Source organism: Billgrantia montanilacus, from assembly GCF_003336675.1.
Lineage (GTDB): Bacteria > Pseudomonadota > Gammaproteobacteria > Pseudomonadales > Halomonadaceae > Halomonas > Halomonas montanilacus.
Genome location: NZ_QPII01000009.1, coordinates 92,895 through 109,829 on the forward strand (window position 1 = coordinate 92,895; position 16,935 = coordinate 109,829).

Below are 16,935 nucleotides of genomic sequence, written 5' to 3' on the forward strand. Positions count from 1 at the left end.
CCTAGCGCGCTCCGAAGAAGTCGAGCGCGGCGGCAAGTGCAGGCCGACCGGGAGCTTCCAGCGCTTCGCCGGCCTGAATGGCGTCCCAGGCTTCTCGCAGGCTTCTGACTCCCGCAGCAGCTCCATCGGGATGGGCCAGGATGCCGCCGCCGGCCAGGAACATGAAGTCGGCGCTGCCGGTTTCCATCAGCGTCGTCGGCAAGGTGCCCGCCCACTGCCCGGAAGAGAACACCGGCATCACCCGATCGTCCGAATGCCCGAGCGGCTGCAGCGAGAGCTTCGCCGCGTGGGCCACTTCCTCGGTCAGGTCGGCAAACTTGCCGCCCATGCCGTGGACATGCAGATGGTCGATTCCCGCCAGCCGGTACAGTACCTGGTAGGCGGAGAAATCGATTCCCAGCGCCGGGTGACGAGCGAAGGCACCAAAACCGTTGCGATGCCCGTGAATGGCCAGCGGCGTCGAGGCGCGCAGGCTCTGCATCGCCGAGAGCCCGCACCAGTTGAGGCTGGCCATCACGCAGGTGCCACCCTCCGCTTCGACATGGTCGGCATGGCCGCGCATGGCATCCACTTCGTCGGAGATGTTGAAAGCCACCATCACGTCGCGGCCGCTGCGTTGCCGCCAGCAGCGCACCCGCGCCATCACCGCGCTGATCCGCTCGCGCACGGGGGCATGGGGATGGTTGCCGGCGATCTCGTCATCCTTGATGAAGTCGACCCCCGCCTCGCACAGCCGCTCGACGAGATCGGCGGTCTCCTCGGGGGAAAGGCCGATATTGGGCTTGAGAATGGTGCCGAACAGCGGTCTCTCCTGAACGCCAAGCGCCGCGCGCGTGCCGGCCACGCCCAGGCTGGGCAGCAAATAGCGGTCCCGGTACTCGGGGCGCAGGGTCAGCCCGGTGAGACGTAGCCCGGTCACCTCGCCCAGGTCGAAGAGATTGCCGGCCACCGTTGCTGCCAGGTTGGGCAGGTTGAGGCCAACGTTCTCCTCGGGGTAGTCGATCTCCACCGCTACGCGCTGCCACGGGCCCGAGACGCGCTTGCGCTCCAGGTAGGCGCTGTGCAGGCTGGGCCGGTCGCGTTCGTCGATCACCTCGACGCTGACCACGCGGGCACCGAATCGCGTTCGCAGCGCCTCGGTTTCACCTTCGACGCGCACGAAAGTCCCCGAACTCTGCTCCCCGGCCATCATTTCCGCGACCGCTCGAGGATCAAGCGGGGTTTCCACGAGATAGGCGGCACGAATCATGCGCTGCCCCTGTCGAGCGAAGGGAAGGGACGAACCGGGTTGCTGCCATCCCAATCCTGCGAGGCCTCGCGTATCAGGCGGAACATGTCGCCCTTGGGGCCACGTACTTCGGAAAGTTCGATCACCGTGCCGGGATGATGCTCGCGGTCGAAATAGGCGAAACGACCGTTCTCGCCGACCTCGCCACTCATCTTGACGTTAAACCCCTGGGCTTCCATGGCGGCCAGGTCGGTATCGTACTCTTCGGTCCAGAAGGCCACGTGCTGGAGCCCGGTACGCCCTGCCTGGAGGAAGTCGCGATACATCGAGGGCGCATCGTTACGCGTCTGGATCAGCTCGACCTGGATGAATCCCGAGTTGGCCAGGGCGACCGAGTTGTGAACCTCGTACCGCTGCCCCTCGTAGGTGTAGTTCTCGATCGGCACGCGCGGGTTATAGAAGAAGGGGCCAACGCCCATGACCCGGGACCAATGGTCCATCGCTTCCTCGATATCCGTTACCACGTACCCTAGTTGGCGGATGGCGCCGAGATGTCTGCTCATGGAATCTCACTTCATGACAAGGTTGGGCAACCAGGTGGAAAGGCCGGGAACCAGCGTTACCAGCGCAAGGGCTGCGAAAAGGGAAAGGTAGAAAGGGGCGACGCCGCGGATGACCGACTGCAGCGGCATCTTGGTGATGATCGAGACCATGTAGAGGCTCATTCCCACCGGGGGTGTCAGTAACCCGAGCATCAGGTTGAGCACGAAGACCACACCCAACTGCTCGGGCGGAACGCCTGCCTGCAGTAGCGCCGGGGTGACGATGGGCGCAATGATCAGGATGGCCACGATGGCCTCCAGGAACATGCCGACCACCAGCAGCAGCAGATTGAGGATCAGCAGCAGGACCAGCGGGTTTTCCGACACCTCCAGCAGCCATGCCCCGGCCCGTGCCGGTACCCGGTCCATCGTCAATACCCAGGCGAAGAGCGCCGCCGCCGCTACGACGAACAGCACGTTGGCCGTGGCCAGCACCGTGTCGCGCGTGCAGCCGATAAAGCCCTCCAGGGTGAGCGAGCGATAGATCAGCAACCCGATCAACACGGCATAGGCCACCGTCACCCCGGCCGCTTCGGTGGGGCCGAAGAAGCCGCTGATCATGCCGCCAACGAGCAGCACGGGCGCGAGCAGCGCAGGCAGCGAAATCCACGCCTTGCGCCGAATGGCGGGCAGGGTGGGCCGGATGTCGTCGCGCGGCAGGTCATGACGGCGTGCCATCACCGCGATCTGGATCATCAGTGCCAAGGCCACCACGAGAGCGGGCACTACGCCTGCCAGCAGGGCGCGGATGGTCGACACCTCGGCGGCCGTGGCGAAGATGATCAGCGGAATGGAGGGCGGAAAGATGGGGCCGATGGTGGCCGCCGCGATGGTAACGCCCGAGGCGAAGCGTCGGCTGTAGCCCTGGTGTTCCATCTGGCGGATCTGGATGCCGCCGAGCGCGCCGATATCCGCCAGCGCTGCCCCCGACATGCCGGAAAATATCAGGCTGACCAGCACGTTCACGTGGGCCATGCCGCCGCGGATTCGCCCCACGAGCATGCGCAGCAGGTCGAAGAGATGGGTCGTGACACCTGTCGCCCCCAGCAGCGAGGCGGCGAGTATGAACAGCGGTACCGCCAGCAGCGGCGAACTGTCGAGGGTATTCACGGCCCGCTGGGCGAGTACCGTGACTGGCAGGTCGTGAATCAGGATGACGAGCCCCGCCGAGAGGCCAAGGCTGACGGCCACCGGGGCGCCGATGAGCAGGCCCAGGGCGAACAGCATGAGCAGGGTAACGGTCATTCCTCGACCTCCCTGCCCGACGCCAACAGACCGAGGCGGTAGGCGGCCACCACCGCGAGAAAGATCAGCCCAACCAGCGCGGGCATGTAGAACCACAGGTTCGGCATGCCCATGGCCGGTGTGGCGAAGCGCCCCGCGCGCAGCAGGAAGCGATAGAAGCCGTACAGCGTCAGAACGCAGAACCCCAGCGTTGCCAGTTCGCCCACCACCAGGCAGAGCCTGCGCCCCAGCCGAGGCAGCAGTTCCACCAGTAGCGTGACCGCCACGTGCTGGCCGCGCAGCAGCAGAAACGGGGCGGCAAGATAGACCATGGCGATGCCGGCAAAGCGGGCGGCCTCGTCAACCCTTGGCAGGCCAGTGTCGAACAGGTTGCGTGCCACGACCTGTGTCACGATCAGCACGGCTATGAGGACCAGCAGTACCATCGCCACCCCAAGGCAGGCTTGCGTCAGCCAGGTGACCGCCCGCCCGACAATCGGCTTGTACTCGTTCATGGCTCAGTCAACGGCCGCAATCTGCTCGTACAACTCGCCGTACTGCGCGGTGAACTCCTCGGCAATACGATCACTCACGCGGGTGCGGAACGCCTCGATATCCAGGCCATCCTCGGGGCCGACGATGTGCATGCCCGCTTCACGCAGGGAGGCGAAGTCCTCGGCCTCCGCCTCCAGCATGGCGGCCGTGGCGCGCTCGCGAACCTCGGCGGCGGCTTCGGTGATGGCGTCCCGATGCTCGGGCGACAGCGACTGCCACGTATCGTCGTTCATGACGATGACCTGGGCGGCGCTGATATGGCCGGTCAGCATCATGTGGCTTTGCACTTCATTCAGCTTCGAGGTGACGACCACGTTGACGGGGTTCTCCTGGCCTTCGACCACGCCGGTTGCCAGTGCCGTGGGCACTTCGGCCCAATCCACGGGAACGGGAACCGCGCCCATACCTTCGACGGTGGCCATGTAGATCGGGAAGGGAATGGACCGAATCTTGACGCCTTCGAGATCGTCCGGCGACTTGATCTCCTGATTGGTCGTCAGGTGGCGGGTGCCGAAGTAGAAGGCATAGAGCAAGCGCACCCCGGAAGCGTCCACCAGGCCCTCGTTGAGCTCCTGCATCACGGGCGAATCCACATCCATTACCGCCATCAAGTGGTCGATATCGCGGTACAGGTAGGGCGTATCGAACGCGGCAAAGGGCGGATAGAGCGAGCCGATCGCGCCAGCCGTGTTGTGGGAGATGGCGATCGATCCCGTCGCTACCGCTTCGGCCAGCTCTTGAAGCTTGCCGAGCTGCGAATTGGGGAAGATATCCACCGCGACTTCGCCGTTGGTCTTCTCGGTGATGGCCTCGGCCAGCCACTCGGCCTGCATGCCGGCGATCGAGTTCGGCGTATGCATGTGGCCGTAGCGCAGGGTGACTTCCTGGGCCGTCGCCGTGCCAACGCTCATGGCCAGCGCGCCCGCAACGACCGTCAGGCGGCCGAGCTTGTAGATATTGTTAAGCATGACGTTCTCCGGATGATGTTTTTTTATTTATTTGTAGGTAATGATGTTCGTGCCCTACGATTCTCAAGGCTAGGGCAGGATCCTCCGAAGAGGCAATGAGGACTTTTTGATGGTTTTTGATGGAAAGCGACCATTGATACCGGATATTGCCGCCATGGCAGGGGTATCGACGGCGACGGTGGATCGGGTTCTGAATCGTCGCTCTGGCGTGCGCGAGGCCACGCTGCGGCGGGTGCTCGAAGCGGCCGTTCACATCGGTTACATGGACGAGGAGGAGTTGAGCAAACGGCTCGGCCCGCGCTTTGCCAAGGTGGTCTTTCTACTGCCCAGGGGGACGAACCCCTACCTAACGGGGCTCAGTACACGCGTGCGCGAACTGGCTGCCTTGTCGCCGGGGCCGGTCAAGGTCAGGAGCCACTTCATCGAAAGCTTCAATCCTGATGCGTTGGCACAGGCGTTGAGGCGCTACGGAAGGAGCGCGGACACGGTGGTATTCATGGCCATCGATCATCCACGGGTGAGGCAGGCCATCGACGAACTCGTGATGGCGGGAAAACGCATCATCACCATCATTTCGGACCTGCCAAGCTCGAACCGGCATCTCTATCTCGGTATCGACAACTTCGCTGCGGGGCGCACCGCCGCCCAGATCATGGGGCGGTTCTGTCATGTCACCTCGGGCAAGCTGGCGCTCATTGCGGCGAGCCGGGCCTATCGTGCCCACATGGAACGCGAGATGGGGTTCCTGGCCCTGACGGAGGCGAGCTTCCCTTACCTGGGTGTGATCGGCCCGCACGAGGGGCACGACAACCGCGACGAGAACTACCAGAACACCTGCCGTCTTCTGGAAGAGCATCCCGATATCGTGGGCATCTACAACGTGGGCGGTGCGTCGGATGGGATCGGGCGAGCATTGTGCGAAACCCGGCGTGCCGCCGATATCTGCTTCATAGGTCATGGACTCACGCCCGACACTCGTAGCATGCTGCTTGATGGAACGATGGATGCCGTCATCACCCAGAGTCCCGATCTGATCTACTCGCGAGCCATTGCCGCGGCGACAGGCGAACAGACCGACTTGGCCCCGGTGGCCATGGAAATCTACTTCTCCGAGAACCTGCCCGCGGCGCGTCATGTCATGTGATACGAGGCGACCGCTTCCAGGCACGGCCAGGGACAGCAACCCCATTGCAGCAGGAGACCCCAATGCGACCGCCGCTCGACGATACCGCGCTCGATGTTGCCTTCCGTGAAGCGCGTACCCACTACGGCTTTCGCAATGAGCCCATTGACGAGGCACTCCTGCGCCGTCTCTACGACCTGCTGAAGTGGGGCCCGACCTCCATGAACTGCCAGCCGTCGCGCTATGTGTTCGTAACCAGCGTCGAGGCCAAGTCGCGGCTGCTGCCGGCGCTTTCCGAAGCCAACCGCGACAAGACCTACCAGGCCGGCACCACCGTGATCGTGGCCATCGACACCCGTTTCTACGCGCACCTGCCGACGGAGTTTCCCAATTCGCCCAACGCACGGGAACGCTTCGAGGCCAATCCCGACACGGCCAGCGAAACGGCTTGGCGCAACGGCACCCTGCAGGGTGCCTACCTGATAATCGCCGCCCGCATGCTGGGGCTCGACGTGGGGCCCATGAGCGGCTTCGACAACGCCATGGTCGACGCCGAGTTCTTCCCCGACGGCCGCTACAGGAGCAACTTCCTGGTCAACCTTGGCGTCGGCGACTCCGAGAGCCTGCGACCCCGGGGCCCGAGATTAACGTTCGACGAAGTGGCGGAAGTGGTGTGAGCCCGGTCAGCAGGCCCCTGCCACGCCTCGACTAATCCTGCGGCTCGAATTCCTCGGTATCGACATCCGCCTGCTGCTCCGCACTGTAGCGGTCGCCGGCTACCTGGTCCGGCGTCATCATGGCGTTCAGCCGGGCGACGGTCGCCGAGTCCAGGTCGAGCGTTCCCGCCGCCAGGTTCTCGCGCATGTGGGTGATCGAGCGGGAGCCGGGAATCGGTATCACGTCGTCCCCCTTGGCCCTGAGCCAGGCCAGGGCCAGCTGGCCGGTGGTCACGCCCAGCTCGTCGGCCAGGGCCTCGAGCTTCTCCAGCTGGCGCAGGTTGCGCGGCAGGTTCTCGGCGCTGAAGCGCGGCAAGCCTCGCCGCATGTCGTTCTCCTCCAGGCGTTCAGAATTCCTGACGGCGCCTGCCAGAAAGCCCCTGCCCAGGGGGCTGAACGCCACAAGGGCCGTGCCCGCCTCCCGGCAGGCCGCGCTCAGCGCGATCTCGGGGTTGCGGGTCCACAGGGAATACTCCGACTGCACCGCTGCGATGGGGCGCTCGGCCACCGCGCGGCGCAGCGTGGCCGCGGATATCTCCGAGAGCCCGATGGCGCCGATCTTGCCTTCATCTACCAGCCGCCCCAGCGCACCGACGCTCTCCTCGATGGGCACCTGGCGGTCCAGGCGATGCAGGTAGTAGAGGTCCAGGTGATCGGTACGCAGGCGCTGCAGGCTCGCCTCGCACTGCCGCTTGAGCGTCTCGGGGCGCCCGTCGATCACCCGCTTGCCCAGCTCAGGGTCGATGGCCAATCCGCACTTGCTGGCCAGCATCACCTGGTTGCGCTTGCCCGCAAGGGCCTGGCCCACCACCTTCTCGTTGGCCGTCGCCCCGTAAAGCGTCGCGGTATCGAAGTGGCGATAGCCCATGTCGAAGGCCTCATCCAGGGCACGAATTGCCTCGGGCTCGGGAACGGGGCTGCCGTAGCCATGGGAGAGGTTCATGCAACCCAGGCCGATGGGGGGCGAAGCAACGTCCTTCAGGCGAACAAAGAGAGTCGACATGGGAATCCTTGTGGGTGGCAGGGGCAGTGCCTGCCATCATGCCGAGGGCGGGTGGGGGGTCGCAAGGTTGGGGGGCTGCTAGTTAGCAATGGCCACCATCGGTTGGCCGTGAGGTGCGTCAGCGAGGAGCCGTGCTGTTGGTGTTCATCATCAAGGTTAGGTAACACCGCGGTCGCGAGCTAAAGCTGCCTCCAACAGCGTATTTCTCTTATGTGGTGGCAGGGTTGGTCTGTGGTCGTGAGCTGAAGCTGCCTGCAACAGCCTGTTTTTTCGTATGTAGCGGCATTATTTGGTCTAGTGAGAGCTGAAACGCCTCCAACGGCAATTTTCTTATTGCAGGGTCTGTTAGGTTGCTAAGGGTTATAGTACGAGCCTTGAGCATCACCGCCGCTTTCGGGAGAGCCAGGCATGGCTATGTTGATCGACCTTTCTCCGCGCTATCGGGTGCTGTTGGCCGGGGTGTTCAGCCAGATTCTCTGCATCGGTGTGGCGCGCTTCGCCTATACGCCGTTGCTGCCGGTGATGCAGCAGCAGACCTGGCTGAGCGATGCCCAGGGCGGGTGGCTGGCTGCCCTCAACTACGCGGGTTACATGCTGGGTGCCTTGGTGGCTGCCTCGATCCATAGCATTCGGCTCAAGGACACCCTCTACCGGGTCACCCTGGTGCTGGCGGTGTTGTCTACCGCCGGCATGGCCTTGACCGAGAGCTTCTGGCTATGGGCGGCGATGCGTTTTGTGGCGGGGTTTTCCAGCAGTGGTGCGATGTTGCTGGCTTCCGGCTTGATCCTGCACTGGCTGATCAGCCACCGGCAGCGTGGCGAACTGGGTATCCACTTCGCTGGGCTTGGCATCGGAATTCTGGTGGCGGCCCTGGCGGTGGAGCTGATGTTGCGCTTCGCCCTGGGCTGGCAGGCGCAGTGGTTGGGCTTCACGGCCCTGGCCCTGGTGTTACTGGTACCGGCCTGGCGTTGGTTGCCGCGTCCGGTGAAGCCGGTGGCGGGTGCCGCTGGTGGCACTCAGCGGCAGGCCATGCCGCCCAGCGGCACTTTCATGCGCCTGATGCTGGCTGCTTACTTCTGCGCTGGTTACGGCTACGTGATCAGTGCCACGTTCATTGTCGCCATTGTGGAGCGTGAGCCGTTGCTGGCCGGCGCCGGAAACTGGACCTTTGCTCTGGTGGGGTTGGCGGCCGCGCCGACGGTGATGCTGTGGGACCTGGTCGCCCGGCGCATCGGTTACCTGGGTGCCTTGATCGCCGCCATGGCCCTGCAGGTGATCGGTATCGTCCTGCCGGCGATGACCAGCAGCCTGGCCGTCGTGCTGCTCAGCGCCGTGCTTTACGGCGGCACTTTCCTAGGGTGCGTGAGCCTGGTGCTGACCATGGCCGGCAGGCTCTACCCGCAGAGCCCGGCCCGGCTGATGGGCCGCATGACCCTGGCCTATGGCGCGGCGCAGATTATCGCCCCGGCGTTGACCGGCATGCTCGCCGAGGCCACGGGCCACTATGGCATCGGCTTGTGGTTGGCCGGCGGTTTCGTGGCGCTGGGTGCGGTGTTGCTCGCCTGGCTGCGCCAGGTGGATCAGACGGCCCAGCGGCTGGATGCCGAGGCGAAGATGGCTGCGGCTGAATAAGCAACCTAGGCTCAGTGGAGCACTGGGGCTTGCGCGGTTTGCATGCGGGTAAAGTTACTGCCAGCGAGCATCCCGGCGGAGGGTGCCCCGCCGGGATGCTCGCTGGTGGCAGGTTGTTTCTCCTGCCTTACTGCATCAGCGTATTGATCCGCTCCAGATAGTCCTTGCCGCTCTCGCGCACGCGTTGCTGATCCTGGCCGTCGGCGCCTTCGCTAACCTCCTGCACCTGACCCTTCATGGTGTCGACCTCTTCATCGATCTTCGCCAGCGCGTTCTCGATGGTGTCGGTGAGCTGTTGGATAATGGCCAAATCGTCGTCCGTCAGCTCTTCCTTCTCGAGCAGCACGCCTAGCAGGTCGTTGCGCAGCTCCAGGGCATCCATGGCCTCTTGCAGGGTATCCATGGGTTGCCCCTCGGCCTCTTCGAGCTGCTCGATGAGCGCGTTTTCCTGCTCTTCCTCGGCGTGGGCGATGCCGAGGGTCAGCAGGGCGAGAAGAAGGCTTAAAATAATAGGTTTCATAGGCTTACCTCTCCATGGCGTTGATTACATATCCTAAGTTAGTTGAAACTCTGTGCCTTACAAGTTGATTTCCGAAGGGTTTTCGAAAGGCAGCCGGATTATCGGCGACGTGCGCGTATGCGGTATGCTGTGGCAATAATGACTTACAAGGACTTTCCCATGTCAGATCAAACGCCGTTTCAGCACACCATCGCCGAGCTCGATGCCTTGCATGCGGAGGATCCTCGCCGGGTGGAGGTCGAGGGGAAGTCGCTGCCGATGGAGCTGTGGCATGCGGGGCGCATGAGTGACTGGTTGGAGCGGGTGGTACCGGCGGCAGATGAGCTGACGCAGCTGGCGGTGCGTTCGCAGCATATGCAGCGCTGGCAGGTGCCCCGCAGTGAGTATCCGGAGGGCCGGGTGGGGTATCTGACCTGGCGTCGCGACCAGGGCAAGCGGGCTGGCGAGACCACGGCGCGGGTGATGGAGGCGTGCGGCTATTCGCCGGAGGATGCGGCGCGGGTGGCGCAGATGGTCCGCAAGCAGGGCCTGGGCCGCGATCCGGGCGCCCAGGCGGTGGAGGATTGCGCTTGCCTGGTGTTTCTGGAGAACTACTTCGGCGATTTCTCGAAGCAGATCGACCACGATCACCTGATCCGCATCGTGCAGATGACCTGGAAGAAGATGTCGCCGAAGGCTCATGAGCTCGCGCTTGAGCTGCCGATGAGCGATGAGGCGAGAGGGCTGGTGGAGGAGGCGCTCGCCGGCTGAAGTTACCGGCGGCGCCCTCGGCGGTGGGTTTACGGTACCAGCGTCTGGGCCGCTTCCAGATAGTCAGTGCCATGGCTCTGCACGCGTTCGAAGTCCCCGGTCTCGGAACCCAAGTGCACCTCTTCCAGGTCGACTGCCATCGCGTCCGCTTCCTCGTTAATCTTCTGCAGCGCATTCTCCAAGGTATAAGAGAGTTCGTGGATGGTGCCGAGATCCTCCATGCTCAGCTCGTCCTGGCCGAGCAGGTCAGCCAACTGCTGGTTGTATTCGGAGAAGTTGGCCACGGCCAGGCTCAGGGTATCGGCAGGCTCGCCCTTGAAATGGTCGGTGCTGGAATCGGCAGAGGCCGAGGCGATCAGCAGGCTGGCCACTAGGGCAGGAAGCAGGGATTTCATGTTGATGGCTCCAATGGTTGAGAATGATACGCATTAAAGTTGTATCAGCGCGCTATCCTGTCAGCAAGTCTCTTTGCTAATGAGAATGATTTTTCTTCGTAGGAATTGACACGGATCATTGCGGCGACTAGATTTCCAGCTATTAATGATAATGGTTATCATTAATTGATTTTATCGGAGGTTGCCATGCCGTACCGCATCCATTCCACCCTCGGGGACGTGCCCCCCAACCTGCATGTCTTTGATGCGTCGTCGGGCTCGGTGCGGCTGGCCCGGGAAGCGACGCAAAAGTCGCTGGAAACCTCCGAGGAGGAGACGGTGCTGATGTCGTTGCGACGCGAAGAGGCCTTCCACGACCTGCTCCGTCGCCGCTTTCTGCGGACCACGGAGCAGTATCTGAAGAGTGAGCTGGATGACCTCGGCCAGCCCCGCAAGGGGCGCTGACACCGCGCTCTGGCTCCATTCATTGCCCCGATTCATTGCCCCTGTTCATTGCCTCATGCGCTGCAAGATGGTCTCTCGAGTGGGTGGGTCAGGCCAGGGAAAGGGTCAGGCTATCGGTGGTTTCGCAGGGCTTGCCGTGGCGCAGGGTCAGGCGGCGTTCGCCCAGGTCCATGACCACGGCGAACAGGGTTTCCATGCGTTCGTCGGGCGGCTGGTCGGGGTTGAAGTGGCGGCAGATCGACAGCGGGGCGTTGTGGTGGTCGCTGAGGATGTCGAACAGGGTGGCCTCGTCCACGTCGCTGTCGGCGGCCAGCTCGTCGTGCAGCAGGGTGTCGAGCCGCTGCAGCCGGGGCTGCGAGTCGATGCGGGGGAAGTCCTGGACCTGGCAGCCGTCGGCGTAGAGATGGTTGGTGTGGGTGACGATGCCGTCCTGCGGTGTGAGCCGGCCGGGCTCGCCGGGCTGCACCTCTAGCCCCATGGCCCGGCCGTCGCCTGCGGCGAGCAGGAAGTGGGCCGGTGAGCAGACCCGGTCGTTACGGGCCACGTCCAGGGCGCTCTCCCAGTCGGGGCTTTCCAGTATCTTGCGCAGCGCCACGTGGATCGGCAGCCCGTCGCCGCAGGTCTGCGAGCGGATGGCGTTGAGGCATACACCGATACCGTTGGCGTTCATGCCCACCTTGCCGACCATGCCCGCTTCGCCGACGCTGACCAGCGGCACGGTGCCGGGACCTTCGATATGCAGGACCACCACGTTGTGCAGCTGGTCGGTGCGCCAGTCCCAGTTCTGGGCCAGCCACTGGCGGCCCTGTCTCTGTAGCGAGAAGGCCGAGCAGCCGCCGCTGGCGCGGGTCAGCGCGATCTCGCTGCGGCAGTTGAGGGTGAGAATGTCGGTGACATCGACCCCGGCGCCTTCGGCGATGCCCGCCATCTCCTCGAGGATGGCGGGAAATCCCCGCTCGATCATGGCCTGGAAGCGCACGGCTTCCTGGCGGGCCTCTTGCCAGCGGATACCGACGAAGTCGTGAAACAGCTGGGCGTAGACCGCCAGGCTGTGCTGAATGAGCCGGGCATGAATGCGGCCATGGCCAGTGCCGATGTCATGCCGGCTGCCCGAGAGCCGGGTCACGGCCAGGGCGTGGCTGGGCTGGGTCACAGCACCTCCTCGAGCAGGACCAGGAAGGCGGCCCAGGAGCGTTCGTCGGCGCGTTCCTGGTAGCGGTCGTCGCCGAACACGGTGAAACCGTGGGGTGCACCGGAGTAAACCTGGATCTCGTAGGTGGCCTCGACGGCCTCCAGCTCTTCGGTCAGGGTGGCGACATCGCCCATGGTGACGGAGCTGTCGGCACCGCCGTGGGCGATCAGCAGCTGGGGGACGTCGGCGGGCCACGTCTGCTCTTCCGGTGTGCCGAGGCTGCCGTGAAAGCTGGTGTAGCCGGCGACCGCGTCGGCCTCGCCGGAGCGGGCGATCTCCAGGGCCACGGCGCCACCGAAGCAGTAGCCCATGATCACGCTCGTCTCGGCGGCACCCTGCTCCCGCGCTTCGGCCAGGCCGGCCAGGGTCAGGCTACGCATGCGTTCGCGGTCGCTGTAGAGCGCACGGGTGGCGGCCTGGCGGTCCTCGGTCGACTCGGGTCGGTTGCCCTGGCCGAAGAGGTCGACGGCGAAGGCGTCGTAGCCCTCGGCGGCGAGCATGTCGGCGCGCTGGCGTTCGTAGTCGTCCAGGCCGTTCCAGTCATGGATGATCAGTACCGTGCCGCGGGATTCGCCGTCGGCAGTGGCGAGATAGCCTTCGAAGCTTTCGTCGTCGACGTCATAGACGATATCGCTGCCGGACGGGGTGAAGGCGTGGGCGCTGGTGGCAAGGCCAAGGCCGACCAGTAGCGGCAGGCTGCCTGCCAGGAGGGAAGAGGGTGCGGGCCACATGGGAAGGCTCCTGTCGGGTGGGCATGGTTCGGACCCTTCAGTATAGGCACGCCAAGGGACGACGTGCCGCCAACGTTGAATTGTGCCCTCTCGAGCAGGTGGCAATTCGCCCTTGTGATCAGGGGGTTGGCCGCATATCGATTGTCGCTAACGTTGGCAGTAAGGCTTGTGTTTTGGCGCCGATCCTTCCAGATTTAGGGGGTGCACTTTTTTCGCAACCAGAGTGAGAAGAACAACCATGAAAAAACGCGTTTTGGCGATGGCCGTTGCAGCATCCAGCCTGGCATTCGTCGGTGCGGCGCAGGCTGAAGTGAAGATCGGTTTTCTGGGGGGCTTCACGGGCCCGATCGAGAGTCTGACGCCGCCGATCTTCGAGGGTGCCCAGCTGGCGGTCCAGCAGATCAATGACCAGGGCGGCATCCTGGGCGGCCAGACCCTGTCGATGCCCAATGCGGATACCACCTGCAGCGACGCCTCGGCGGCCTCCAATGCGGCGGACCGCATGGTCAACACCGAAGAAGTCACCGCCATCGTGGGGGCGCTGTGTACCGGGGCGACCATTGCGGCGGCCAACAATGCCGGCATCCCCGGCGGCGTGGTGATGGTGTCACCGGCCTCCACGGCGCCGGCGGTCTCCGAGCTGGACGACAACGACCTGGTGTTCCGTACCGTACCGTCGGACGCTTTCCAGGGCGAGATCCTGGCCAAGCTGATGCTCGAAAAGGGCTTCGATGAGGTCGCGGTGACCTTCGTCAACAACGACTACGGTCGCGGCCTGGCCGATGCCTTCGTCGCGGCCTTCGAGGCCGGCGGCGGTGTCGTCGCCGAGAACCTGGCCCACGAGGATGGCCGCGCCGACTACCGCTCCGAGCTGGGCTCGCTCTCCGGCAGCGGGGCCGAGACACTGGTGGTGCTGGCCTACGCCGATGGCTCCGGCCAGACCGTGCTGCGTCAGGCCTACGAGAGTGGCATGTTCACCCAGTACGCCGGCGCCGACGGTATGGTGGGGTCTTCGCTGGTCGAGGCGGTGGGTGCCGATGTCCTCGAGGGCATGATCGCCACGCGCCCGGGCAGCCCGGACCTGCCGGGTACCGAGCTCTTCAACCAGGCCGCCGAGGAAGCGGGCTTCGACCCCAGTGCGGTCTTCGCCGCCCAGGCCTACGACGCCGCCTTCCTGCTGGCGCTGGCCATCGAGCAGAACGGCAGCGCCGAGCGTGAAGGGCTTTCCGAGGCACTGCGCAGCGTTTCCAGCGAGCCCGGCGAAGTGATCCTGCCCGGCGAGTGGGAGAAGGCCGTGGAGCTGATCGCCGCCGGTACCGAGATCAACTACGAGGGCGCGTCCGGCCGTCACGAGTTCGACGAGGCCGGCGACGTGCCGGGCGTCGTGGTCGAGATGGTGGTGGAAGACGGCGCCTTCGTCGGCAAGGGGCAGGTCGACCTCTAAGACGCTAGCAAGGCACAGCGAAAAGCCCCGAGGGATACTCTCCTCGGGGCTTTTTCATTGGATATCGAGCGCAGCAATAAATCAGTGTTTCTATCCGTGGTGCTTGACCTTCTCTGGCAACAACCCCTGCGGGGCGAAGCGCAGTACCAGGGTGATCAACAGGCCGATCACCAGCACACGCGCCTGAAGTGCCCGGCTGGAGAGGTTGGCGGGGGCATCCCAGCCGAAAACGCCTTCGCCGAACATTACCGCCAGGTTCATCAGGAACAGCGCCAGTGGCTCCGACATCAGCCAGATGATATAGACCGCCACGGCGCCGAAGATGGTGCCCAGGTTGTTGCCGGGGCCGCCGAGGATCACCATCACCAGCACCAGGAAGGTGTGGTTGAGCGGCAGGTAGCCCTGGGGGTCGAACAGGCTGTTGAACGAGGCCAGCGCGCCGCCGCCGATGCCCATCAGGACACAGCCCAGCACGAAGATCTCCAGGCGCCGCTTGTTGATGTCCTTGCCCATGGCCGCGGCTGAGACCTCGTTGTCGCGGATAGCGCGGATCATGCGGCCCCAGGGGGCATGGTAGGCACGGTGCAGCAGGAAGAAGATGACCGCGATCATCACCGCCGTGACCGACAGGTAAATCGCCCGGGCCAGGGTGAAGCCCAGCTCGGCAGGCCCAGGTGTGGGCCAGGGCAGCGGCGAGACGGTGGCGGTGCCACGGGTCAGCCAGTCGGAGTTCTTGAGGAACGCCTTGATGATCTCGGCGATGCCCAGGGTGGCAATGGCCAGGTAGTCGCTGCGCAGGCCCAGGCAGATACGCCCGATGTAATAGCCGATGCCGCCGGCCAGCGCGCCGCCGACGATCCAGCCGGTCCAGGCCGGCAGGCCCAGGCCGCCGACGAAGCCGGCCCGGGACTGGATCTCGCTGGTGACCCCGCGCAGCATGCTGATGACGACCAGATAGAGCACCACCGCCAGGATCACGGCGATGACCGTGCGCAGCCTCTTCGGCACGCCGATGCGATCGAGCCGGGTGGCGCCAACCACCAGCACGATCGAGGCCACTAGATAGAGCAGCACACGGCCCAGCTCGCCGGGCAGCTCGGTGCCCCAGAAGTCGTCGTTGACCGGCACGCTGAAGAACATTGCGGCGAAGCCGCCGATGGCGACGAAGCCCATGACGCCGGCATTGAACTGACCGGCATAGCCCCACTGGATGGTGAGGCCCAGGGCCAGGATGGCGTAGCAGGAGGCCTCCACCAGCATGCGGGTGCTGTAGGCGGTGCCCATGACGCCATAGACACCCAGGATGGCCACCAGCAGGGCGGCGAAGAGAACGACCTCGCGCATCGGGAAACGCGACGGCGCGGCTACGGTGTCGGGACGATTCGTAGTCATCAGATCACCTTACCCTTGAACAGGCCGGTGGGGCGCCACACCAGGATGGCCACCAGGATGAAGAAGGGCACCACGATCTTGTACTCGGTGCCGACGAAGGCGAGGTTGTGGGGCAGTTCCAGCCACGCCGGGAATTGGTGCTGGATCGGGCGAAGCAGCACCGTCCAGTTGAACACTGCCAGGGTCTCGGCGAAACCGACCACGAAGCCACCGGCGATGGCGCCGTAGGGGTGGCCCACGCCGCCGACGATGGCCGCGGCGAAGATCGGCAGCAGCAGGAAGAAGCTGAGGTCGGGCTTGAAGGTGACATCCAGCGACAGCAGGGTGCCGGCAATGGCCGCCAGCCCGCCGGCGATCACCCAGGTCACCGCCACGATGGTGTTGGTGTTGATGCCCGAGGCGCGGGCCAGGTCCGGGTTGTCGGACATGGCACGCATCGCCTTGCCCAGCCGCGAGCGGTTGAGGAACAGGTGCAGCCCCACGACCGAGGCGATGGTGAGGATGAAGAGGATGACCTGCGGCTCGGTGACGATGACAGGGCGCGTGGCCAGTTCGAAGGGCAGGTCAAGCCGGTAGATCTCCTTGCGCTCGGCGATATAGAGGCTCTGGGAACTGGTGCCGGCGAACAGGCGAATCAGGCCCTGCAGGATCAGCGTGACACCAAGGGACGCGATGACCAGCACGATGGGCTTGACTCCGTGGGCCCGCAGCGGCTTGTAGAAGGCCTTGTCGATTCCCACGGCCAGCAGCGCGGTAAGCGCCATGGCCAGCGGCAGCATGACCACCGCGGTGGGCAGGCCGACCGCAGCACCGACCCCCGGGAAGGCCATGGTCAGCAGCAGCACCATGAAGGCGCCGAAGGTCATCATGTCGGCATGGGCGAAGTGGGCGAAGCGCATGATGCTGAACACCAGCGTCACGCCGATGGCACCGATGGCGTAGATCGAGCCGGTCACGCTGCCGGCGACCACCACGTTGTTGATGAAGAAAACCAGTTCATTCACGTCATTGTTCTC

At 64.5% G+C, this 16,935-nt stretch carries 18 protein-coding genes; 6 read left to right on the forward strand and 12 right to left on the reverse strand.

Annotation, left to right across the window (positions count from 1 at the left end; all coding sequences use genetic code 11):
* Position 1: 1 nt before the first annotated feature.
* From DU505_RS13205 to DU505_RS13225, 5 genes are read right to left on the reverse strand one after another with little or no spacing between them, the layout of a single operon-like run.
* A complete protein-coding gene (locus DU505_RS13205) occupies positions 2-1,249 on the reverse strand; it encodes a RuBisCO large subunit C-terminal-like domain-containing protein (RefSeq protein ID WP_114479458.1) in 1,248 nt (415 codons plus the stop codon).
* A complete protein-coding gene (locus tag DU505_RS13210) occupies positions 1,246-1,791 on the reverse strand; it encodes a VOC family protein (protein WP_114479459.1) in 546 nt (181 codons plus the stop codon). The genes DU505_RS13205 and DU505_RS13210 overlap by 4 nt, the downstream gene beginning before the upstream one ends.
* 6 nt (positions 1,792-1,797) lie before the next feature.
* Positions 1,798-3,075, reverse strand: a complete 1,278-nt coding sequence (locus tag DU505_RS13215) for a TRAP transporter large permease (protein ID WP_114479460.1) — start codon at positions 3,073-3,075, stop codon at positions 1,798-1,800.
* On the reverse strand, positions 3,072-3,569 hold the full coding sequence (locus DU505_RS13220) for a TRAP transporter small permease (protein ID WP_114479461.1): 498 nt from the start codon (positions 3,567-3,569) through the stop codon (positions 3,072-3,074). Before DU505_RS13220 ends, DU505_RS13215 begins: the two co-directional genes overlap by 4 nt.
* A gap of 3 nt (positions 3,570-3,572) precedes the next feature.
* On the reverse strand, positions 3,573-4,577 hold the full coding sequence (locus DU505_RS13225) for a TRAP transporter substrate-binding protein (protein WP_114479462.1): 1,005 nt from the start codon (positions 4,575-4,577) through the stop codon (positions 3,573-3,575).
* Positions 4,578-4,686: 109 nt separating this feature from the next.
* Here DU505_RS13225 and DU505_RS13230 point away from each other — a divergent pair, with 109 nt between their 5' ends.
* Positions 4,687-5,721 carry a LacI family DNA-binding transcriptional regulator gene (locus DU505_RS13230; protein WP_181872824.1) on the forward strand — a complete coding sequence of 345 codons (1,035 nt, stop codon included), beginning with the start codon at positions 4,687-4,689 and terminating at the stop codon, positions 5,719-5,721.
* A gap of 62 nt (positions 5,722-5,783) precedes the next feature.
* Positions 5,784-6,377, forward strand: coding sequence for a malonic semialdehyde reductase (locus tag DU505_RS13235; protein WP_114479464.1), 594 nt, complete (start codon positions 5,784-5,786; stop codon positions 6,375-6,377).
* Between the two features lie 31 nt (positions 6,378-6,408).
* On the opposite strand, the gene DU505_RS13240 is transcribed toward DU505_RS13235, so the two are convergent.
* A complete protein-coding gene (locus DU505_RS13240; RefSeq protein WP_114479465.1) occupies positions 6,409-7,419 on the reverse strand; it encodes an aldo/keto reductase in 1,011 nt (336 codons plus the stop codon).
* A 408-nt stretch (positions 7,420-7,827) separates the two neighbouring features.
* On the opposite strand from DU505_RS13240, the gene DU505_RS13245 reads away from it, so the two are divergent.
* Positions 7,828-9,051 (forward strand): YbfB/YjiJ family MFS transporter, encoded by a 1,224-nt coding sequence (locus tag DU505_RS13245; RefSeq protein ID WP_181872825.1) that lies wholly within the window; start codon positions 7,828-7,830, stop codon positions 9,049-9,051.
* A 127-nt stretch (positions 9,052-9,178) separates the two neighbouring features.
* On the opposite strand, the gene DU505_RS13250 is transcribed toward DU505_RS13245, so the two are convergent.
* Positions 9,179-9,571 carry a DUF6746 family protein gene (locus DU505_RS13250; RefSeq protein ID WP_114479466.1) on the reverse strand — a complete coding sequence of 131 codons (393 nt, stop codon included), beginning with the start codon at positions 9,569-9,571 and terminating at the stop codon, positions 9,179-9,181.
* 159 nt (positions 9,572-9,730) lie between these two features.
* On the opposite strand from DU505_RS13250, the gene DU505_RS13255 reads away from it, so the two are divergent.
* Positions 9,731-10,321 carry a DUF4202 domain-containing protein gene (locus tag DU505_RS13255; RefSeq protein ID WP_114479467.1) on the forward strand — a complete coding sequence of 197 codons (591 nt, stop codon included), beginning with the start codon at positions 9,731-9,733 and terminating at the stop codon, positions 10,319-10,321.
* A 29-nt stretch (positions 10,322-10,350) separates the two neighbouring features.
* On the opposite strand, the gene DU505_RS13260 is transcribed toward DU505_RS13255, so the two are convergent.
* Complete coding sequence (locus tag DU505_RS13260; RefSeq protein ID WP_114479468.1) at positions 10,351-10,716, reverse strand: DUF6746 family protein; 366 nt, start codon at positions 10,714-10,716, stop codon at positions 10,351-10,353.
* 186 nt (positions 10,717-10,902) lie between these two features.
* On the opposite strand from DU505_RS13260, the gene DU505_RS13265 reads away from it, so the two are divergent.
* On the forward strand, positions 10,903-11,160 hold the full coding sequence (locus tag DU505_RS13265) for a hypothetical protein (protein WP_114479469.1): 258 nt from the start codon (positions 10,903-10,905) through the stop codon (positions 11,158-11,160).
* Positions 11,161-11,248: 88 nt separating this feature from the next.
* On the opposite strand, the gene DU505_RS13270 is transcribed toward DU505_RS13265, so the two are convergent.
* Positions 11,249-12,313 carry a C45 family autoproteolytic acyltransferase/hydrolase gene (locus DU505_RS13270; protein ID WP_114479470.1) on the reverse strand — a complete coding sequence of 355 codons (1,065 nt, stop codon included), beginning with the start codon at positions 12,311-12,313 and terminating at the stop codon, positions 11,249-11,251.
* The gene (locus tag DU505_RS13275) at positions 12,310-13,083 is read right to left on the reverse strand and encodes a dienelactone hydrolase family protein (RefSeq protein WP_114479471.1); all 774 of its coding nucleotides are present in this window, start codon (positions 13,081-13,083) and stop codon (positions 12,310-12,312) included. Before DU505_RS13275 ends, DU505_RS13270 begins: the two co-directional genes overlap by 4 nt.
* A gap of 238 nt (positions 13,084-13,321) precedes the next feature.
* Here DU505_RS13275 and DU505_RS13280 point away from each other — a divergent pair, with 238 nt between their 5' ends.
* Entirely contained in the window at positions 13,322-14,527 is a 1,206-nt protein-coding gene (locus tag DU505_RS13280; protein WP_114479472.1) for an ABC transporter substrate-binding protein, read from the forward strand.
* A 90-nt stretch (positions 14,528-14,617) separates the two neighbouring features.
* Here DU505_RS13280 and DU505_RS13285 read toward each other — a convergent pair whose 3' ends face one another.
* Both DU505_RS13285 and DU505_RS13290 read right to left on the reverse strand, forming a co-directional pair.
* Positions 14,618-15,919, reverse strand: coding sequence for a branched-chain amino acid ABC transporter permease (locus DU505_RS13285; protein WP_114479473.1), 1,302 nt, complete (start codon positions 15,917-15,919; stop codon positions 14,618-14,620).
* A complete protein-coding gene (locus tag DU505_RS13290) occupies positions 15,919-16,923 on the reverse strand; it encodes a branched-chain amino acid ABC transporter permease (protein WP_114479474.1) in 1,005 nt (334 codons plus the stop codon). The genes DU505_RS13285 and DU505_RS13290 overlap by 1 nt, the downstream gene beginning before the upstream one ends.
* Positions 16,924-16,935 lie beyond the last annotated feature (12 nt).